The sequence below is a fragment of the Anabaena sp. PCC 7938 genome, assembly GCF_049315035.1.
In the GTDB taxonomy this organism is placed as follows: domain Bacteria; phylum Cyanobacteriota; class Cyanobacteriia; order Cyanobacteriales; family Nostocaceae; genus Anabaena; species Anabaena cylindrica.
The window spans coordinates 3,572,676-3,593,093 of record NZ_CP186034.1; the positions used below are offsets into that span (position 1 = coordinate 3,572,676).

The following is a 20,418-nucleotide window of genomic DNA, read 5'->3' on the forward strand; positions in this document are numbered from 1 at the left end:
TAAGATTTAAGTAACAATAAGAAATTGTCAATAAGAAATTGATGCCAGCGGAACTGGCGGAATTGGCAGACGCGCTAGATTCAGGTTCTAGTGCCGCAAGGCTTCCGGGTTCAAGTCCCGGGTTCCGCATTATTAATTAATAATTTTGGGTTTTAGTTTTATCTGAAGTCCAAAATATCAAAATTTAACTAATATCTGGGGGTTTTAAGTCTCCCACAACTAAGAAACAGCAAGTTTTGTAATGTGGTATTAATCCGATTTACAAAACTTAATTACGAATTATTTGAAAATTGTGCTGACAAGTTTACAAAATTCCTTAGTTAAACAAATCCGTAAGTTGCACTCTACCAAAGAGAGGCACAAGCAAGAGTTATTTTTACTGGAAGGGACGCACCTGTTAGAAGAAGCTTGGGCAGTGAATTACCCGTTAGAGGTGGTGTGTTGTACTCCCCAATGGCAAATGGTACATCCTCAATTATGGGATGATGTCTGTAGTCGGTGCCATCGCTATGAAATTGTCAGTGAAGAAGTTTTATCGGCAATAGCAACAACAGTACAGCCAGATGGTGTAGTGGCAATAGCAAAACGCGCCCAGCAGCAAACCCAAGTTCCCTTTAGTGGTGTAGTTCTAGCTGTAGAAACGCTGCAAGATCCTGGCAATTTGGGGACTATGATTCGCACTGCGGCTGCTGCTGGGGCATCGGGTTTATGGTTAAGTGATGATAGTGTTGATTTGGATAACCCCAAGGTTTTACGTGCATCTGCGGGGCAGTGGTTTCGCTTAAATATGGCGGTAAGTGAAGATCTAAGAACAACAGTCAAACAAGTCAAGCAAGCAGGAATGCAGGTAGTAGCCACCTTGCCAGATGCAAATTTAACCTATTGGGAAGTAGATTGGCGGAAACCGAGTTTGATTTTATTGGGAAATGAAGGTGCTGGGTTGTCAGCAAATTTAGCTGCAATGGCAGACCAGCAAGTTAAAATTCCCCTGAGTCCTGGAGTAGAATCTTTAAATGTTGCGATCGCAGCGGCTTTAATGTTGTACGAAGTCCAGCGACAAAAGATTTATGGGTGATTTATTGATTTAGGAATTACTTCCTTTTGTTTTTCTGGTCTAAATATTGTTCAATGTCAGCAACTGCATCCTCTAAAGCATCTAAAGAAATTTCCTCAGAATTTTCACTGAATTGATCGTTAATAGAGCTACTAGCATCCGGTTTTATAACCACTTGATGATGAGTAGAATTGACTTCTAAAATGTCTTCTAACTGAGTGAGGGATTTTTGAAATTCTTGAGCAGAGGCGCACCGTTGATATTGCTGAATAGGTTTCATGGTATTAATGTGAGAATGATTATTTTAGTAACTTAATCGTCGATTGTCTATGCACATCCATTCAATGTGAGCAATCTAAAATTATTTTGATGGCTATGGGAATGACTACTATTTAACTTGGTATATATTTTACACATTAACAGGCTTGATTGCCAAATCCGTGGTATTACCGAGAAGTCGTAAGTGCTATGACAATGGAATAACTAACCACAGCGGCAACGGAGGAGTAGGAATTTGGGAGAGTTTTTGCATAAGTCCTAATTCAACGGATCATATAATAATCTGGTGGGTGGAAATGAATCAATTCATAAAACAAGTTCTAATTAGCTTAGGTGCAGCTATCATTGTTGTAAGTTTAAGTGGATGCCACCTATTTCCCTCCTCCGGTGATACAGTTGAGCGAGTGAGTGATGGTGATACATTGGTATTGCAAGGTGCTGATGGCAATAAATTTACAGTGCGTTTTGCTTGTGTTGATGCACCAGAAATACCTCATTCTCAAAGAGAAAAGAACAGTAAATTTACTAAAGATATTAATCAATTTACTTGGGGTATCAAAGCACAAACACGAGTAGAAGCACTGGTTAAAAAGTCAGATAATCGCGTCAAGTTGAATATTACGGATAGCGATCGCTACGGGAGAAAAGTTGCAGAAGTGCGTTTAAAAGATGGTACTTTTGTACAGCAAGTTTTGTTACAAGAAGGATTAGCTAAAGCGTATCGCCCTTATTTAAACAAGTGTCCTAGTAAAAGCTTAGTGCAACAAGCCGAAGTACAAGCGCAACAGCAACGGATTGGAGTCTGGAATGATGCTAAATTTGTTGATCCTTGGGAGTATCGACGCAAGGCGAATAAATAACCGCAATTGGCTACTATCTTAATTAGGTATAGCAACAGATAAAACCTGTAAGAGACTTCCAAATAAAAAAATATCCCAAAATTTCTTGTGGTGCAGGCCGAAAAGCCTGCTAATAATACAAGGACGGGCAGGATGCCCATCCCACAAGATTGGATCATCTTTTTTGTGGAGTTCTCTAAGTGAAACTATAAAATTTTAACGAATATTTTCTAGGGGATGGAGTCGCAACAAGTTTTGAATAATACGAGTATCAGTCATTTACCCATTCGGAACTTTAGTTAATCACACTCGTTGCAAATCTCCATATAAGACTAACTCCAAGTCAATGACGAAATATCTGTTTTCTGCATAATTTAGAATACTAGGAGACCAAGAGAAAATAAATTGACTCTTAGCACTACATTAATCAAAGCAATAATGTTTTTTTACATCGCTGATAATCTCCCATGTACAAGACATACCAGCAGGGAACGTCACTAAATCTCCTTCACCCATTTGTACTGGTTGTCCTCCATCAGGAGTCACTATTACATTACCTAATAAAAAGTAGCAAGTTTCTTGAGAATCATAAGTCCAGGGGAATTTGGAAGCTTCTTTTTGCCAAATAGCCCATTTAAAAACATCTAGTTTTTTGAGATCATCTTGCGTCGGTTGATGCTGGATTTTAATTTTCATGCGGTGTTTGATCTAGTTGTATTCAGCAGTATGATTGGATATCTTCTCCACACTTGTCTACTAAATAACATAATGCACGAAAACGCAAGCCAACTAATTGATCATACAGTGGATTTAGCTTACACATAGGGGGAATATGGGCAATTTTCCGACCAAACAAAACGATGTCACGCTCAAAGGGACACTGAGCAGGAATCAATTTAGCAATAAATCTAGCTAATTTACGATTCTGAATCTCGATTTCATCCAACCATTGGCGTATTGGTTGCAATAAATCAGATTTATGATCTGCTTGATGCTCCTCTCCCATAGGGCTAATTAAAGTATGGAGAATGATAGGTTGAGTATTTGTTGTGATCATAGTTCTAAATCCTGCTGTCTTGAGATTGATGATAATCAGCCAATTTGGCTTATAATCATGCAAATTATTGTAGAGGAATATACCAATTTGGTAATCTTAGGTAAGATAATAGTGACTTATATATCTTACATAAAAAAACAGATAAGTTCTTCAACTAATTGCTATTTAAGCTCAGGGTATGTTGGAGAACTGTCCCGTTAAATACAAAATAACAAAGAAATTATAAAAATGGTATTGCGTTAACTTATTGATTGCTGATGTCAAATATTGTATTCCCATATATAAATTCCAAATGCCTGGTTAGAAAAGCGTACAGTAGTACAAATTCTAACTGTACAGATAAAAATATAGTTTAAATAGAGCTATATAAGGGTTAGGGGAATGTTAGCAATGATGATGTTCTATATGAGATTAGATTATACACAAAAACGATGCCATATAAATTACATAAGTCAACCTCAAAATTATTTAACTAGTAGCAACAAATCATTTAATAAGTACAAACTAATCTATCTATCTAAATAGGGTATAAAAATATAAAATATACTATAATATATTTCATAATTAGGTGAGTAAATATTTAAAATAAGAGTTTACTTTGCTGCTATTAAAGAAGTATTAACTTCTTTAATCCTGGCCTCTGGAGTCGGCTTTTTTTTGCAAAATCCAATTAGATAATTCACAAAATCCTTCCCCTTCAGCCGCAGTGGTTACATAAACTGGCTGATACTGCAACTGATGTGCATATTTAATTACATTTGCTACACCGACAGAAAGGGGAAAAGAATTTTGGTTAAATAAGCTTTCATCATTTGGACTATCGCCAACAGTAACAACTTGAGACGGTGAATATCCTGGAAAGTATTGGCGTAGCACTTGTAACAAACCTACAGCCTTATCTTGTTGTTGAGGTTTAATGTGACATTGGACATTACTATAAGTAAATCCCCAACCCATTTGTTGACAAATATTATTAAGAGATTGCAATTCGTTTTCTGTTAAAGCAGCTACATCAAATGTCCAATCGGTGAGACGAAACTGATTGTCACTAGATTCCCTAAGTTGGGGAAATTGACTTTGTAATTTTTCAAAAGTCCTGGCTAAATTTTGGCGATGTTTAGCTATGTCGGGTATGGGTGTTAATGATATTGGCGCAAGGTTATTTGATGGGTAGAAAATACCCCCATTTTCTGCTAAAGCACCTACCACAGGCATTAAACTACTGATTCCACTTACCCAACCTGCTGAACGACCAGTTACAATCAGTACCTGAATTCCGTTGGTGGCCAAATTCTCTAAAGCTTGCAACAATAGGGAGGTAAATTTTCCCTCCTTTGTCAGAGTGCCATCCATATCCGTAGCTACAAGGCGAACATCCCTAAATTCCGTAGATTCGCTAATGGGTCTGTACATAATAAAATCACAATATGATGTAAAAAAATATTAATAATACAGTAATGTGATATTAAAGATTTGGGCATCCTAACCATTAGGAGTCAAATCTTTAGTTTGCTAACCATGCTTAGTACAATGTTTCTAGCCCAGTCTTCAAGTTCCAAGACTAAACCGGCAATCAAGGAAGTCGCAGCCAGTAATTTTCAGATGCCATCATCTTTATTACTGTTTGCTAGTGGAGGACTGATAATAGCACTAATTGCTGTGATTGTGTACAGCAAAATATTAGCGGGTAAATATGAAAAAAAAGTTAAGTTTGAAAAGTTTCGCACGCGAGAACTAGAAAAAAAGTTGAAGTTGGCGCTGGAAACTATTCGGAAAATGGAAACAAACCCCGATTTGGTTCACTCACGGGATTTTAACCTCGATTATCTGCGAATGCGGATGACAGAGGAGGTATTTCATTTTGGGGTTGTTAATCAAGTGAAACTCAAGGTGAAAGAGAAAATTTCTCAGGCACTGCGACCCAATCAATCTCAACAAGGTCAAGTGGGAATTGCCAGTAACGCTGGTAAGCAGGTAGATGAGATTTTTGATGTCGAATATGAAACTGGTATTGCGCCCAATATTGTCAACCGAGTACTATTTCGGATTCAAATTCGTTTAATGAAGTTACCCACACAAGCGACTTCTGCTACTATTAGCCAAATTATGGACTGTATAGAAACTTACCTTAGTCCTAGAGAAGAAGATGATACATGGCAACCGACAATTCAAGGTCGGATTGTTTATATGCATTGGGACCAAAAGGCTAAACCTACTCCTCTACTGGTGTTAGAACAATCAAATGAAGGGGTAAATGTTACTTTCCGGACTACGCGCCAACAAAATCTGCCTGCACCGCCGCCGCCGCCACAGATGCCACATTCAAAAAAGCAGGTTTGAGAATGTGAAGACTAGTTATGAGGCTCGGAAACTTCTCGCCCTAACTTGTTGCTAATAGGGACATTTTGGGCATCACGAGTTAATAGACCATCTTCCATTTCGACGATGCGATCAGCTATGTCTAAGATGCGGTTATCATGGGTGACTAACAAAATAGCTGTTCCTTGATCTTTAGCAAGACGTTGCATAATTTCTACTACATCCCGTCCTGATTGTTTATCTAAGGCGGCTGTGGGTTCATCTGCTAGAACTAATGGAGGGTGATTGACTAAGGCGCGTGCGATCGCAATTCTTTGTTTTTGCCCACCAGATAGATTGTCTGGATAGTAGTTCATCCGTTCGGACAACCCAACCGAACCTAGCATTATTTCTGACTTCTTAATGGCTGCTGATTGAGAAATACCTTGATTTAATTCCACTGCCATTTGCACATTTTGTCTAGCAGTTAAAAACCCCAGCAAATTATGAGCCTGAAAAATATAACCAATGTTACGCCGCATATGTACAAGTTTACTTTGACTAGCGCCAAGTAATTCTTGACCTAATAATCTCATACTTCCTTCTTGTACAGACCGTAATCCACCAATCAGGCTCAGTAATGTAGTTTTTCCTGAACCTGAAGGCCCTGTCATAATCACAATTTCTCCAGCATATATTTCTAGATTGATATCAAATAAAATTTGTTTTCTGAGAACACCTCTACCATAGTAATGGTTAATATTTTTAATAGCGATTACAGGTTCTGTGCTGTTCATATGTTTCTGTTTACTAATTTTTGGATATGATGTAATAATCTTAGGTTAAAAAATATCTGCGGGGTCGGCTGAACGTAATTTTCTCATGGCAATAGCGCCAGATATAAAACACATAAAAATGGTTAATATTAGCACCATGATAGCACGATTATAACTCATGAAAACTGGTAAAAGAGTAGCATCTCTAGCGACTTGATACATCAACAGAGCGCAAGCAAATCCAGGCATATATCCTAAAACTGCTAACATAAAAGCTTCTTGAAGAATAACAGTTAATAAATAATTTTGTGTATAGCCTATTGCTTTCAGCGTAGCATATTCAGACAAGTGATCTGTTACTTCTGTATACAAAATTTGGTAAACAATTACGGTGCCGACAATAAAACCCATAATTGTTCCTAAAGTAAAAATAAACCCAATAGCTGTACTACTTGCCCAATAGTTTCTTTCAAATGCAATAAACTCATCTTTTGTTAAAACATTGACATCTGTAGGTAAATAAGTCCGTAAATATTGAGCAACTTGGGTTGTATCAGCGCCTGGTTTTAGCCTAATTAAGCCAATATCAATTAATCCGCGTTGTCGGGTACTAAATAACCGCATAAAGTTGACATCGCTTGTAATTAAATTGCCATCTGCGCCAAAGGATGCACCTAAAGTAAATAATCCTGCTACTTTAATTCGTCTTCTTCTCACTTCTGCTGTGACAACTTTTCCCTGATCAATATCAGCAGCAATAGGCCCATATTCTAGTCTAGAAGAACGGTCAAATATAACTACATCAGGCAGTTTCAAGGCATTTAAATTTTCCTCAACACCTGGTAAATCAAAAACATTAGATTCTGGATTAATGCCAAAAACTAAAATACTCCGAGGGCGGCCTGTAACGGGATTCTTCCAGCTGGTATAATCTAAATATATAGGATGTACTGACTGTACTGCTGGTAAATCTAAAGCTTTATATAATCGCCGTTGAGAAAAAGGTTTCATTGCTAGTACAGCGTTGGATTGATTGTTAATTAAAACAATGTCACCTTTTAAACTGCCATGCATTCTGACGTTACTGTAATATAGTGCATCTCGGAAACCAAGTTGCATAAACATCAAAATATCAGCAAAGGCAATACCTGATAGTGCCACAGCGAGGCGAGTTTTTTCTCTGGTCAGTTGTAGCCAAGATAGAGGTATTTTCTGAGTCATTTTCTATGTTTATTTACAGTTACGCCAATTTTTTATTTGTGAGTTTATATTTTTGATGGAGAATAATCATGATTTTTCCAAAATTTTTCTATGCCTTGCATAATTACGTGTTGCTAGAGATTAAAGATGGTAAGCCGAACCTCATAATTTCGGCTGATAGATAAATGTAATTACTGCCCATCTGTAACTCCATTAGTATTAATCTCAACAATGACTTTAGCGTTAGTTAAACCAGAAACTCGCTGACTGTCTGCTGGAGAGAGGGCAATTTTCACTTCTACTACTCTGGCATCAATATCTGCTGCTGGATCTGTATTCAGGACATCTTTTTTGCCGATTTTTCTGCCAATTTGAGTGATGGTTCCCTTTAATTCTTTTTCAAATGCGCCGTTATCACTAGTAATCGTCGCTATTTGACCAACACGTATTTTACCAATACTGTCTTCAGCTATTTCTGCAACCACAAACATTTGATCAGTTTGTCCAATTTCTGCAATGCCATTGGCATTCATGACTTCGCCTGATTTGGTGTAAACTTTTAAGATCTCACCTTGAGTTGGTGCTTTGACATAGCTTAACTGGAGTTCTGCTTGGGCTTTTTTGACAAAAGCGATCGCATTACTAACTTGGGCTTGGGCTATTTGGATATCAATAGGACGAACATCTAAGAACCTGCTCAATCTAGCTCGTTCTTCGTCGATTTGCTTTTGTAAAGTGGCTAAAGTTTTGTTACGGGTAGCCGTGGCTTCAATCAGTTGTTGCTGCAAAGTAGCGATCGTTTGAATTTGGGTAGCTCTAGCTTGAGTTATTTGCTGCTGCAATGTTCCTAGTGCTTGTCTCAAACTGGCTTGAGTTTCACGCAGTTGCTGATTAGCTGTAGCCGCACGCAAACGCCTTGTATCTCTTTCTTGCTGGGAAATAGCCCCTTCTTTGTACAAGAACTCATAGCGTCCGGCATCAACTTGAGCGTCACGCTGTTCGGCTTGTATTTTGGCAATGGTTGCTCTTAACCCATCTCGTTGCCCTCTGAGTTCAGCTTCTAGACGTTTAATGCCAGCTTGTTGAGCATTTTTCTCTCCACTTAACTCGGCGGCAATGCGGGCAATGGTGGCTTGTTGAGCATTACTTTCACCAGATAATTGTGCTTGTAAGCGAGCAATAATTGCTGTTTGGGCTTGAATATCTCTTGGTGAAACAGCTTTGATTTGCGCTAAATTAGCACGGGATTCTTGTAGTTTAGCTTTTGCCTCTTCGACTGCTGCCATGTTGGTATCACGGCTGTCTAGAATTGCGATAACTTGACCTTGTTGTACTCGTTGTCCTTCTCTCACCAAAAGTTGCTGTACTCTTGCTGATAGTCCTGAGTTGGGGGCAGCTATTCTAATGACTTCTCCTCGTGGTTCTAATCTTCCTACCGCACTGATACTTTTGATCGTTGGTGCTACAGATACGGAGGATGTGAGTTTTCTTAGCTGCTCAATTTTGGCTGTAGCTAGAAACCCTGCTGCGATCGCTACTGGCAGGGCTACAGCAACCTTCAACCAAACTTTAGATTTTTCCAGTCCCTGTTCTTTTAACTCTGGCTTATCAGTCACCCTTGACATGGTATATTGCCCGTTTATCTGATTTGTACTAATGGAAGTAAAAAAGCAAATTAGCCATAGTTGAATTAGTCAAAAAGAGTCATAAGTAAACTGCCAGCTATTGGGAAATAAGGCTGGGTTTAGACTGGTTATTTACTTAAAATCCATTGCCTGATTAGCACTCAAGGCTAGAATTTTCTGCAATGGCGCTCTTTATTGACTGGCTATTTAATAGTTTCTGAGGATGAGATGTGATTGCATTAAAGATTAAGGGAATTCAAACTATTGAATTCACCAACTCCAGCACCCAGATTCTATTGATTTGAGCAGGTTATTTTGAAAGGCAACCCAGTATAAATTTGGTAGGTATAATCATGCAGACATCTTCTCGGCTTAGGCTATTGCCAAGATTGTCTACAACCATAGATGATCAAACTCAGTTATCTCGGTTTACTGATAACTGTTTGTTGATTCTATAGTTTAAACTAGAATAATGTGTCAAAAAAATCTAAAATCGGCTTTTTCTCAATCTAAAATTGGCACGATCAATTACCAATTGAAACATATCTGTCAAACAGAGCATTCCTAACATCACAGTTTCCTTATGTTGATTATTAATCTGTGAGCATGGTTAGTTGCTAACATCGAATAAGACAACAAATATCTTTGCTTATTTACTGCGAAGATTTGATGTGCTACTTTCCCTGCTGTTGTTTTTTGACTCCATTCAACTCTGGTTAAATGAATTCTACATTTATCAGTTGGGGGAAAACGTAACAGAGCTTACAGATAGATAGATGAGAAGCTGAAGAGTTGGAATGTGGGGGGTGCAGAGTTTTGACGCTTGAGCTGTAATGAGCTTTAATTATTGTGGAAGGTCAAATAATACGGTAGTCATGTAGTTTTCTGCCCAATCTGTACCAAAGGCTTTTTCTAGCACACGTCTGGTTTTATCATTTTGCTGTTGTTTGGTACAGTAATTATGTTGTCCAGCCAGAATTGGAGCTACTTTTTCTGGTGGAACGGGGTGAGATGCGATCGCATTTTGGCAATGGATTTCTAAAAATTCTTGTACGCGAGAGAGAAACAATGTTTCTTCTTCTGGGGAACCGGGACGAATAAAAATACAAAAATCAGAAAATATAGCTCCCCATTCCGGTAATTCACGGGGTTGGGAAAAGTCGATTACAGGTAGCTCAGTCAGCGCAGAATGATAAGCTACTGGTAAGATGCGTTCTAAGCTTACAGGAGAAAGGTCTGCAATCGCTGCACTAATTTGACCTCTACCCCCAACCAAGTCACAACCAAACATAGGGATATCGTATTCTGGACGGGGAAACATCACGCAATGCAAGATATCTAACATATTCCCCACTTTTGCTAGTTCCAAGTGCATTTTGCGGAACTGTGGACTTTGATAACAGCGATTTTCGATAATCAGTTTTTCGCCTTCTAGTCTACCTTCTACATATCCCAATTCCGCCGGCAAATGATAGGGTGATAAGTCTAAGTATTTATGCCAAACCGCTTCAATTGTATCAGCTAGTTGATGAATGAGGGTGTGTTGTTGCTCTCGGAGGGAGGGGGTAGAAGTAGAAGACATATTATTTTAATTGTGTAATTCAGGATCTAGTTTACAATTATTAAGTACATTCTGTTGTATTGAGAAATGTAAATATACAACTACACCCTGATAAAATATGAGTTATGACAGTACCCTTAAATACTTAATCGAAGAATATTTCCAAGTCATTGTTCAATGGTTATTAAATACCAAAATTACACAAATTCCAGAATTACTGAAAACTGAATTAAATTTAGAACCAATTCGCATTGACGGATTTTTTTTAACTGAAGCAGATATGATTAACTAGTTGACTAAAAACTGTAATTGAAAAAATATTTTCCGTATTACAACAGTGCGAAGTTAAGTTATGGATTAAGAAAACCGACTATTTTAAGTAAATCATTATTTTTTAGTAAAAATTATTACTAATTCAGTAATCTTATGAAGATTGTATGAAGTTAATGACTCAGATAAGTGCTACTCTTCTATACATTTAACTTATAACCCACATTCCGTACCCTGGGGTGTCACATAGTATTATCACTTAAATTTTATTGCTTTTTTGGATGTAAATGATGCTTAATCAACATCCCGCATCCGTTAATTCATTGAGAATTAGTATATAATACAGCTTTGCATCATCATAAAAAACAGTAAAAACCGATTGTGACAGTTGAGGGTGCGGAAGCTCGGTTATAAGTCAAAGGATTTCGGTCATTTTTAAGTGATTAACTCTTGATAAATGTTCATACCTGTTAGTAAAGTAACGAATACTTTATATTTATCTCATAAAATAAAGTTTTGCTAAAATTCCTGATCTATCTACCGAGTAAAGGATTTATTCCGTTCGCAGAAGTCCTGGAATATCTATTTAGTGGTTTTGCGGAGAGTAAATTAAACCATAAGTTGTTACATAACTTTACTATATAAAGATTGTCCACACCTGCATTTTTATGATTTATTCAACCGTATGATTACTGAAGTTAAGGAAAAAAGCCTCAAGCTTTACTCCCTCTAATTTATCGGGAAAGTGCGATTACGCTTTATCTTGTTTTTATAACTACGTAGAATTTACTGACACTAGATAACTGCGAAGTTAAAAAAAGCAAGAGTGTCTGCGTTGATAGTGTGTGAAATCGCTCTTAGCGGTCACTTTGCACAAACGGGCATAGCCCATTGCATCAACCCCTGCCAAATAAATATATCAAGACTAGTTTAGCTAATTTTTGTCATCTTGTGTTGCCAGGGAAGCGATCGCACATTACTCCGGCTTTCCTAAATATGCAGACCCTACATAGTTAGATAAATATGCAAATAGAAAGCAATAGCAATCTCTCTGAAGATACAAACAAGGAATTACTTATGAGCAACTGTAAGACAGTTAATAAAAAGTCGATTAATCAACCCAAGATATGGCAAACATTTTCCATTGCCGCTGTTCTAATTTCTCTAGCTCAACCAGCAGCAGCTTGCGTAATGGCACCACCATTACCTCCCCCAAACATTTGGATTGACTTTCATGGGGATACTGACAATAACGGAAAGCAAGAATTTTGGATTGGACAGGAAGTGAGCTTGTTTCCTCCTACATCACCTACCAACTGCAAATGTGGTCTCGGATTGGGAAACCTCACTAATCCATTATCTGGAATGGTGAATGTCCTTGGTGTAATGATCACCAAAACGAATATTTTGACTCATATCAGCGAAGTATTGCAACCTTTTACACCACTTCAACCTAACTCTAATGTTGCTACACAACTAGCTAATGATCCAAGAGCTAACCCTGGTGCAACTTGGTTTGGTTTTGGGGGATTAATTAACGCCTTTAATCCTCCTGTTTTGGGACTGAATGAAGTAATTAAGTTATGGTTTGAAGTTGAAACTCCAAAACCTCAACTTTTGAATGGGCTGCAAATCCAGTTTGCCGGTGGTAGTGACGATCCTAGTCACGAAATTGAATTCTTTGCTCCAATAAATGACACAATCAGTGTTCCTGAACCAAGTGTAACACTATCAATTGTAGGGTTAGCTGGGCTGATGCTGCTAGGACATCGACGGAGTAAGTCTCTTGTTATAAAGAGTTCTAAATAAATAACAACTCAAAGCTGACTTTTAGGCAACATAAGCTTGAATCGTGCGATCGCCATCCTCAATATAAAACCAAGGAGTGAGATCGCCTGATTCACGCTGGGAGAAAGAAGAAAGCGATCGCTTATTACTTGATTTTTCCAACTAGGCACAATCTACTTAGATAACTGCAAAAATCAAACAAAGCTTGAAAACTCTTTTCAAATTTCGCTAAATCATATCTTCAATTCAGCAACGCCAAAATAAACTTTTCTGCTAGTGATTATTGGGGGAACAAAGCTATGGTCACTACTTTTTCATCATCTTTTAAAAGAGATACAAATAAAAATCAACTTTTTCTTTTACTACTACCCCTTAAGGTAGCAGTCATAGGTCTGTTTCTCAGTTCCCCAGTAAAAGCTACTTCCTTGTACCAAAGCGAAACCACAAATAATGTGATTTTATGGAACAATGTGGCACTACAGGCTGTACGCGACACACGCATGGGTCCGCCAATGACCGCGCGAGCGTTATCAATGGTGCAGACTGGCATCTATGATGCTTGGGCTGCTTATGATCCTTTAGCAGTTGGTACTATTGTTGGTAATGATCTGCAACGTCCCGACTTTGAAAATACCCTGGAAAATAAAAACAAGGCAATTAGCTATGCTGCTTATCGCACCCTATCAGACTTGTTTCCTTCCCAGGTAACTAAATTCAATAACGTCATGACCAGTCTGGGTTATGATTTCACGGACACTTCTACTGATACCACCAATGCTATTGGAATTGGCAACCTATCTGCCCAAGCATTACTTGGTTTTAGGCATAACGATGGGTCAAATCAGTTAGGAAATCTGAGTTCATCCGGTCTAGCCTATTCTGATTACACTGGGTATACATCAGTGAATGATCCGCTCAATATTAATAATCCAGATCGTTGGCAACCATTGCAGGTTTCTAATGGTAAAGGTGGTTTTGTTGTGCAAAAATATTTAGCTCCTCAGTGGGGCAATGTAACCCCTTTTGCGCTTCAATCTGGTTCTGAATTACGACCTACCACTGGACCGAAAACATTAGTTTCAGACCCAGAAGGGTATAAGGCACAAGCTCAAGAAATCCTCGATATCAGTGCTAATCTGACTGATGAGCAAAAGGTGATTGCTGAATACTGGGCTGATGGTCCAGCATCGGAAACACCACCAGGTCATTGGAATCTTTTTGCTCAGTTTGTATCTCAAAGAGACAATCACGATCTGGATACTGATGTCAAAATGTTTTTTGCTTTGGACAATGCCTTACTTGATGCCAGTATTGTTGCTTGGGATGCCAAAAGAGCTTTTGATTCGGTACGCCCAGTTACAGCAATTCATTATTTATATCAAGGTCAAAAGGTGAATGCTTGGGGTGGTCCAAATCAGGGTACACAGGAGATTAATGGCGAAGACTGGCAACCTTACCAAGCTACCACTTTTGTTACTCCTCCTTTTCCCGAATATGTATCAGGACATAGCACTTTTAGCGCTGCCGCAGCTGAGATATTGAAGCGGTTTAGTGGCAGTGATGCTTTCGATTTTTCCTATACACAACCAGCCGGAACTTCGTTTGTTGAAAACGGTCTTTTGACTGATATTACCCTGTCTTGGAATACTTTTTCGGAGGCTGCTGATCAAGCTGGTCTTTCTCGTCGTTACGGTGGTATCCATTTTGCAGATGGAGATTTAATGGGGCGGAGTTTGGGGCGACAAGTTGGAGGGCTAGTTTGGGCAAAGGCGCAGAGTTATATTTCACCAACAAGTGTTCCTGAACCTTCTGTGAATTTGAGTTTATTGGCTTTGGGGGTTTTAGGGGTAGGTTCGTGGTTAAAAAGGGTTTTTCAAAAAAACAATTTGATAATTAATCACAATTTCATCAGAGGATAAATTTGATATGTTTAAAATGAGTTTAATTCAATCCATTATCTTAGCAGCAGTTGGAATTTTCTCGATGACTGATGCACTTCCCGTACGTGCTGTATCTTTTTCTGATAATTTTGATGATGGAATTATAGATTCTAGGTACACAGCAATTGGTGATACTTCTTTTTCTGAAAGCTCTGGAAGGCTTTTAATTCCATTAATTAATCCAGGCGATGGAGTTAGTATCTCATTATCAGATTTAGGTTTTTTAGCTGATTGTTTCAAAATAAAATTTGATACTATAGACTTCTTAGCAGGACAAGGGGTAAAAATAGACCTATTCGCTGATAATCAACTTAATAATAGTCAAACTAATTTTTTTAGTATTTCTATTGTAAGAGATGTAGTACCAGATGATAGTCTAGATGTTTCTCGTCATGATATTACTAACTTAGATCCAATGACTCTCACTAGCGATAGGAAAAAATGTGTTTTAAATATTACTGTAAAATTACCATCAGGGACACAAAGTATTATACAACCATCATTTCCTTGCATATTAAATTGGAGCAATACTTTTCAAGCTGATTGGACAGATTCTATTCTATTTGACGGCAATTTTAGATGGCGTTATGATGGTTTTGGAAGAGGTAATGAAGAACAAAAATATGTCCTCAGTATTCTTAATAGTGAGCAATTAAATTTTGATCGCACTATAAATAAGACAATAAGCCGTGTGAATGTGACTTATGTATCGGTTCTTCCTAGAGATCCGCTACTCTCAATAGAATCAGTGGAAGCTGAAGATATTCATCCAATTCCTGAACCTTCCTCAGTATTAAGTTTAATCATTCTTGGTACAATAGGCGCAGGTTTACGCCTCAAGCACAAACTTAATTTCTCTAAATCCACTGAAAAAGACCCAGAAAAAGTCTGCTAAAAAACATCAAGAATAACACCGTAACAACCCTTTCATTAACTCCATTACAGGAGTTATTTTTTGCTAAACTTCAAAAATCTCATGGTTCATGAGATCAAATCTGGTTGAAATAAATATCTTAATATTCGCAACGAGATTAAACCACTCCTAGAGCGACTTCAACAAGGAGAAATACTTGCTGCTACTGCCAAAAATCAGTAACTTCATATCCCAATTACCCTATCATCTGTCGAAATAGGGGTAAACTTAAACCAATCACATTACTATGACAACCTTCAATTTTTTCCACAAATAAACTTCCAAACCCTTCTAAAGCAAAAGCTCCTGCACATTGCAAAGGTTCACCAGTATTAACATAAGCTTGAATTGCCCGATCGCTCATCCTTAATCTAAAATCAGGGAGTGCGATCGCTCTTAATTTAATCAACTATTCTCCAGATACTTCCCTCTCCAGCACTTCCTGTAGATGTGGAACTAATGAAGGTAAATCATTTTGAATAGTTTCCCAAACTCTATTCAAATCAACTTGAAAATATTCCTGAGTTACCACATTTCTCATCCCTCCCATCAAACGCCAAGGTATGAGAGGATAGCGTGACTGGATTTCATTAGGTATATTTCTACTAGCTTCTCCAATCACGACAAAATCGTAGAGAACAGCTTTGACAAGCGTTTGATTTTTAGCAAATTACTCAAACGTGACATCTGTGATACGTTGCTCAATTTCAGCTATAGATGCCACAATATCTTGAATGCGAAACCGCCAATCTCTAGAAGGCACGAATAATATCCTTGAGTACAGGTCTTCGTAAATGTTCTCTCAAAGCATCCTCAGTTCCCAAATCTACAGAACATCCCAAAATATCTTCTAAATAATACTGCACTTGCAAAAGTTGAAACAACCCACCTGGTTGATTAAAATCCACTAAAAAGTCTACATCACTATCTGGACGAGCTTCATCCCGTGCCACTGAACCAAATAAATTAAGGGATTTTACTCCTAGGTTCTGCAATTTTTCTCGATGTATAGCTAAAATTGCCAGTACCTCATCTCTTTTCATGGTTTTTCCCTAAAACACATTCAATATTATAGTTTCTCTTGATCTGCTATCCCCAAAAATCCGTCACTTCATACCCCAATTCCCCTATCATCTGTCGGAGTAATGGCAAACTCAAGCCAATTACATTACTGTGACAACCCTCAATTTTTTCCACGAACAAACTACCAAATCCTTCAATAGCAAAGGCTCCAGCACATTTAAGTGGTTCACCTGTAGCCACATAAGCTTGAATTGCGCGATCGCTCATCTTCCCAAAGAAAACTCTAGTAACTTGACACTTGACAACACTCCGATTTTGTGTAGTGTCAATCAAAACATGACCAGTATACAAATCACCAAAATTACCTTGCATTAATTGCCAACGAGCGATCGCTTCCTCCGCATCTGCCGGTTTGCCATAAATCTCTCCATTCATAGCTAAAACCGAATCACAGCCCATAATCAACGCTGATGCAAACTGCGAAACTACAGTTTCTGCCTTACACTGAGCCAGAGTTTGTACCAATTGGGCAGGATCACTAAGTTGAATTTGTGACTCATCAAAATCACTAGGACAAACTCTTGGTTCAATTCCCACAGTTTGCAGCAAGCGACGACGTGCTGGAGAAGCAGAAGCAAGTATAAATTCAGGAATGGTCATAGTCAAAAAAATGGAGAGAATTGCTAATTAGGTAATATAGCGGTATGCATTTGAATGAAATACATCATAGCCCCCTCATCGCTTGCGGGGAGGGGGTTGGGGTTGGGGTTCTTGTATCTCACTCAACCGAGAACCGCTATAGTTAATAGTTAATAGTTAATTGATAATTATTCACTAGAAAACTCTGTACCCAATCCCCAGTTCCCAGTTATATTAGTTAATACACCGTAAAAGAATTGACAATTTCATCAATCATGCGTTGCAGTTTTTGCCAACGTCTCTCCGGGACTGAAGCATTAAAGGTAAAAAGCTTACCACGACTCACAGCGACACTAGAAATATTGTGTCTTTGTTGTCCATTAGGGAGTTGCACCTCATACTCTAAGAGGTAGTATATTTTACCATTAGATTCTTTTTGAACCGCGTTGGTTAATTCGGCTTTACGTCCAGAATCTACAGGAGCAAGAGCAGCCTTACCTAACTTATATCCCACTTCTGTCGGAGTCCCCAACTCTGCCAAATTTTTCCCTGCGGGAACAGGACTAATTACCACAGATACATTTTCTGAAATCTCGATTAAATCATGGAAAACTACATCAGGCCCGTTGGCAACTTTAACTTGCAACCACCCATTAGGATATAAAAACTGATAACCATCAGCACTATCTACAAAGCTTTTGAATCCAGCAGCAGCCGCTACATCAGAGTTACTGAAACTGAAGCTAAACACTAATAAGAAAATTAAAGCAATTTTTTTCCACATTTATCAAAATTCCTTTAGACCCAAAGCAATAATATAAGACAAGCGTTATTACACCGTCCTATTCTCCCATTAATGGGTACGCTTTGGGATATAGAGAGAATCTTCATAGCGATGCCTGTAGAGGACGTAGGCATCGTTATACCTCAATTGAACCTTTTTGAACTGGATAGTTATTTTCGCCACAATACGCTAGTCAGATTGAACCGAAGATCATAGACATTCAACGTGATACATTCTCTGTAAGCATTCAATAGTGCCTTCTATTTCTATTTAATTGATTTTTCAGGAGTTGAGGAAATGACCGTAGCAGCAGATCCAGTGAAATTGATGAAGCAAGAAGTTGGTAAAGCCGCAGCCGCCCTGGTAAAATCAGGTTCTATTGTGGGGTTGGGTACAGGTTCAACTACAGCATACACAATTCAGTTTTTAGGCGATCGCCTCCAGTCTGGTGAAATTAAAGATATCGTCGGTATCCCCACCTCGTTTCAGTCGGAAGTTCTAGCAAAACAGTACGGTGTTCCCCTCACCACTTTAGATGCTATTGACCACATTGATATTGCCATTGATGGTGCGGATGAGGTCGATCCCTACAAAAATTTGATCAAAGGTGGTGGTGCAGCACATACCCGCGAAAAAGTTGTAGATTATCTAGCAGAGCAATTCATAGTTGTAGTCGATAGTGGCAAATTAGTAGACCGCTTGGGTTCTAGTTTTGCTGTACCAGTAGAAGTAATACCAATGGCCATCACCCCTGTACTTAATGCCATTAAGAAACTCGGTGGTAAGCCTGAATTGCGTATGGGTGTCAAAAAAGCAGGCCCAGTCATCACCGATCAAGGTAACATGGTCGTAGATGTCAGATTTGACTCGATTCCAGATCCAGCGAATTTAGAAATCACACTCAATAACATTCCTGGTGTTTTGGAAAATGGCATCTTCGTCAATTGTGTGGATTTAGTTCTGATTGGTGAAGTTATAGATGGTAAACCTGTTGTTCGGCAAATGTAGTTAGCAATTACAGGTAAAAAAATCTAAAATCAAAGGGTGTGTTAACCACAATAGCAAAAACGTAAGTTAGCTATATCGTGAAGTAATGCACCCTAAAATTTTATGAATAATTGGACTAAGTTATACTTGTAAATATTCATAATCTAAAATCTAAAATTACACGATGCTATATAAAAGATTCGGACGCACAGAATTACAAATGCCCGTTTTTTCCTGTGGGGGAATGCGATATCAGTTCAAATGGCAAGATGTTCCACTAGATGAGATTCCAGCAGATCAACAAGAAAACTTAGAAGCAACAATTCATCGTGCCGTAGAACTAGGAATCAATCACATTGAAACTGCCCGTGGTTATGGAACTTCAGAAATGCAGTTAGGAAAAATACTGCCTAAATTTTTCCGTGAAAAGTTGATTGTACAAACAAAAGTCTCTCCTGTAGCAGATGCGAAAAAATTCCGAGAAAAATTTGAAAAATCTCTGGCATATCTTCAATTAGATTATGTTGATTTGCTGGGTTTACATGGTATCAATCATGCGGAATCTTTTGACTATAGCCTGAATCCTGGAGGTTGTTTAGAAGTAGCAAAGCAGTTACAAGCAGAAGGAAAAGTGAGATTTATTGGTTTTTCTACTCATGGACCAACAAATATAATTACAAAAGCGATTAATACCAATCAATTTGATTATGTTAATTTGCACTGGTACTACATCAATCAATGGAATTGGTCAGCAATTGAAGCTGCTAATCGGCTAGATATGGGAGTGTTTATTATTAGTCCATCTAATAAAGGAGGCTTGTTATATCAACCATCAGAAAAATTAGTTAATTTGTGTTATCCATTGAGTCCAATGGTATTTAATGATTTATTTTGTTTGAGTCATCCTCAAGTGCATACCTTAAGTATAGGGGCAGCAAAACCTCAAGATTTTGATGAACATTTAAAAACTTTAGAATTATTAGATAATGCAGATAAAATTTTACCACCAATTCTAGCTCGGTTAGAATCAGAAGCTATAAAAACTTTAGGAGAAGATTGGGTAAAAAATTGGGAAACTAATTTACCAACTTGGGAAAAAACACCAGGACAGATGAATATCAAGACCGTTTTGTGGTTATTAAATTTAGCTTTAGCCTATGACATGATAGAATACAGCAAAATGCGCTACAACCTCTTAGGTAATGGTAGTTCTTGGTTTCCAGGTAATAAAGCAGATAAGTTAGCAGAACTAGATTTAAAAGAATGTCTTGTTAATAGTCCTCAAAGACAGAAAATACCCCAGATGTTAGCAAAAGCCCATGAAATGTTAGCAGGTGCAGAAGTGAAACGTTTATCTCAAAGTTGAATTTTATTAAAAATCTTCT

The 20,418-nt window shown here is 38.1% G+C and carries 20 protein-coding genes, 1 tRNA gene and 2 pseudogenes; 10 read left to right on the forward strand and 13 right to left on the reverse strand.

What is annotated here, in order from left to right; all coding sequences use genetic code 11:
* The first annotated feature begins 47 nt into the window (after window positions 1–47).
* Both ACOWPH_RS16375 and ACOWPH_RS16380 read left to right on the forward strand, forming a co-directional pair.
* Window positions 48–129: transfer RNA gene (locus ACOWPH_RS16375), tRNA-Leu, on the forward strand.
* Window positions 130–292: 163 nt separating this feature from the next.
* The gene (locus tag ACOWPH_RS16380) at window positions 293–1,075 is read left to right on the forward strand and encodes a TrmH family RNA methyltransferase (protein ID WP_015216445.1); all 783 of its coding nucleotides are present in this window, start codon (window positions 293–295) and stop codon (window positions 1,073–1,075) included.
* A 16-nt stretch (window positions 1,076–1,091) separates the two neighbouring features.
* Here the strand turns inward: ACOWPH_RS16380 and ACOWPH_RS16385 are convergent, their stop codons facing one another.
* Complete coding sequence (locus ACOWPH_RS16385; RefSeq protein WP_015216446.1) at window positions 1,092–1,334, reverse strand: hypothetical protein; 243 nt, start codon at window positions 1,332–1,334, stop codon at window positions 1,092–1,094.
* Window positions 1,335–1,629: 295 nt separating this feature from the next.
* Here ACOWPH_RS16385 and ACOWPH_RS16390 point away from each other — a divergent pair, with 295 nt between their 5' ends.
* Complete coding sequence (locus ACOWPH_RS16390; protein WP_015216447.1) at window positions 1,630–2,193, forward strand: thermonuclease family protein; 564 nt, start codon at window positions 1,630–1,632, stop codon at window positions 2,191–2,193.
* Between the two features lie 402 nt (window positions 2,194–2,595).
* On the opposite strand, the gene ACOWPH_RS16395 is transcribed toward ACOWPH_RS16390, so the two are convergent.
* From ACOWPH_RS16395 to ACOWPH_RS16405, 3 genes are all read right to left on the reverse strand, one after another.
* A complete protein-coding gene (locus tag ACOWPH_RS16395) occupies window positions 2,596–2,868 on the reverse strand; it encodes a cupin domain-containing protein (protein WP_015216448.1) in 273 nt (90 codons plus the stop codon).
* A gap of 22 nt (window positions 2,869–2,890) precedes the next feature.
* Window positions 2,891–3,229 carry a Mo-dependent nitrogenase C-terminal domain-containing protein gene (locus tag ACOWPH_RS16400; RefSeq protein ID WP_015216449.1) on the reverse strand — a complete coding sequence of 113 codons (339 nt, stop codon included), beginning with the start codon at window positions 3,227–3,229 and terminating at the stop codon, window positions 2,891–2,893.
* Window positions 3,230–3,856: 627 nt separating this feature from the next.
* Entirely contained in the window at window positions 3,857–4,642 is a 786-nt protein-coding gene (locus ACOWPH_RS16405; RefSeq protein ID WP_015216450.1) for an HAD-IIB family hydrolase, read from the reverse strand.
* Between the two features lie 105 nt (window positions 4,643–4,747).
* On the opposite strand from ACOWPH_RS16405, the gene ACOWPH_RS16410 reads away from it, so the two are divergent.
* Entirely contained in the window at window positions 4,748–5,569 is an 822-nt protein-coding gene (locus tag ACOWPH_RS16410) for a hypothetical protein (protein ID WP_042465291.1), read from the forward strand.
* Between the two features lie 11 nt (window positions 5,570–5,580).
* On the opposite strand, the gene ACOWPH_RS16415 is transcribed toward ACOWPH_RS16410, so the two are convergent.
* The 4 genes from ACOWPH_RS16415 to ACOWPH_RS16430 all read right to left on the reverse strand — a co-directional run bounded on the left by ACOWPH_RS16415 (window position 5,581) and on the right by ACOWPH_RS16430 (window position 10,710).
* A complete protein-coding gene (locus tag ACOWPH_RS16415; protein ID WP_015216452.1) occupies window positions 5,581–6,324 on the reverse strand; it encodes a DevA family ABC transporter ATP-binding protein in 744 nt (247 codons plus the stop codon).
* A gap of 45 nt (window positions 6,325–6,369) precedes the next feature.
* On the reverse strand, window positions 6,370–7,524 hold the full coding sequence (devC, locus tag ACOWPH_RS16420; RefSeq protein ID WP_015216453.1) for an ABC transporter permease DevC: 1,155 nt from the start codon (window positions 7,522–7,524) through the stop codon (window positions 6,370–6,372).
* A gap of 170 nt (window positions 7,525–7,694) precedes the next feature.
* On the reverse strand, window positions 7,695–9,128 hold the full coding sequence (locus tag ACOWPH_RS16425; RefSeq protein ID WP_015216454.1) for a biotin/lipoyl-binding protein: 1,434 nt from the start codon (window positions 9,126–9,128) through the stop codon (window positions 7,695–7,697).
* Between the two features lie 844 nt (window positions 9,129–9,972).
* Window positions 9,973–10,710, reverse strand: a complete 738-nt coding sequence (locus tag ACOWPH_RS16430; protein ID WP_015216455.1) for a phycocyanobilin:ferredoxin oxidoreductase — start codon at window positions 10,708–10,710, stop codon at window positions 9,973–9,975.
* A gap of 97 nt (window positions 10,711–10,807) precedes the next feature.
* On the opposite strand from ACOWPH_RS16430, the gene ACOWPH_RS16435 reads away from it, so the two are divergent.
* The 4 genes from ACOWPH_RS16435 to ACOWPH_RS16450 all read left to right on the forward strand — a co-directional run bounded on the left by ACOWPH_RS16435 (window position 10,808) and on the right by ACOWPH_RS16450 (window position 15,582).
* Window positions 10,808–10,981: a hypothetical protein gene (locus ACOWPH_RS16435; protein WP_015216456.1), complete on the forward strand. Its 174-nt coding sequence runs from the start codon at window positions 10,808–10,810 to the stop codon at window positions 10,979–10,981.
* A gap of 1,055 nt (window positions 10,982–12,036) precedes the next feature.
* Window positions 12,037–12,768 carry a hypothetical protein gene (locus tag ACOWPH_RS16440; RefSeq protein WP_150111043.1) on the forward strand — a complete coding sequence of 244 codons (732 nt, stop codon included), beginning with the start codon at window positions 12,037–12,039 and terminating at the stop codon, window positions 12,766–12,768.
* Between the two features lie 278 nt (window positions 12,769–13,046).
* Window positions 13,047–14,666 carry a vanadium-dependent haloperoxidase gene (locus ACOWPH_RS16445; RefSeq protein ID WP_015216458.1) on the forward strand — a complete coding sequence of 540 codons (1,620 nt, stop codon included), beginning with the start codon at window positions 13,047–13,049 and terminating at the stop codon, window positions 14,664–14,666.
* Between the two features lie 7 nt (window positions 14,667–14,673).
* Window positions 14,674–15,582, forward strand: coding sequence for a PEP-CTERM sorting domain-containing protein (locus ACOWPH_RS16450; RefSeq protein ID WP_015216459.1), 909 nt, complete (start codon window positions 14,674–14,676; stop codon window positions 15,580–15,582).
* Window positions 15,583–15,796: 214 nt separating this feature from the next.
* Here ACOWPH_RS16450 and ACOWPH_RS16455 read toward each other — a convergent pair.
* The 5 genes and pseudogenes from ACOWPH_RS16455 to psbP form a co-directional block, all read right to left on the reverse strand.
* Window positions 15,797–15,967, reverse strand: a pseudogene (locus tag ACOWPH_RS16455) (Maf family protein); the annotation flags it as partial.
* Between the two features lie 42 nt (window positions 15,968–16,009).
* A pseudogene (locus ACOWPH_RS16460) lies at window positions 16,010–16,258 on the reverse strand (DUF86 domain-containing protein); the annotation flags it as partial.
* Window positions 16,259–16,352: 94 nt separating this feature from the next.
* Complete coding sequence (locus ACOWPH_RS16465) at window positions 16,353–16,643, reverse strand: nucleotidyltransferase family protein (RefSeq protein ID WP_015216460.1); 291 nt, start codon at window positions 16,641–16,643, stop codon at window positions 16,353–16,355.
* A 46-nt stretch (window positions 16,644–16,689) separates the two neighbouring features.
* Window positions 16,690–17,283, reverse strand: coding sequence for a Maf family protein (locus ACOWPH_RS16470; RefSeq protein ID WP_015216461.1), 594 nt, complete (start codon window positions 17,281–17,283; stop codon window positions 16,690–16,692).
* A 217-nt stretch (window positions 17,284–17,500) separates the two neighbouring features.
* Window positions 17,501–18,046, reverse strand: a complete 546-nt coding sequence (psbP, locus tag ACOWPH_RS16475; protein WP_015216462.1) for a photosystem II reaction center PsbP — start codon at window positions 18,044–18,046, stop codon at window positions 17,501–17,503.
* Between the two features lie 297 nt (window positions 18,047–18,343).
* Here psbP and rpiA point away from each other — a divergent pair, with 297 nt between their 5' ends.
* Together rpiA and ACOWPH_RS16485 are read left to right on the forward strand one after the other, a co-directional pair.
* Window positions 18,344–19,054, forward strand: a complete 711-nt coding sequence (gene rpiA, locus ACOWPH_RS16480) for a ribose-5-phosphate isomerase RpiA (protein ID WP_015216463.1) — start codon at window positions 18,344–18,346, stop codon at window positions 19,052–19,054.
* 163 nt (window positions 19,055–19,217) lie between these two features.
* Window positions 19,218–20,399, forward strand: a complete 1,182-nt coding sequence (locus ACOWPH_RS16485; protein ID WP_015216464.1) for an aldo/keto reductase — start codon at window positions 19,218–19,220, stop codon at window positions 20,397–20,399.
* Window positions 20,400–20,418 lie beyond the last annotated feature (19 nt).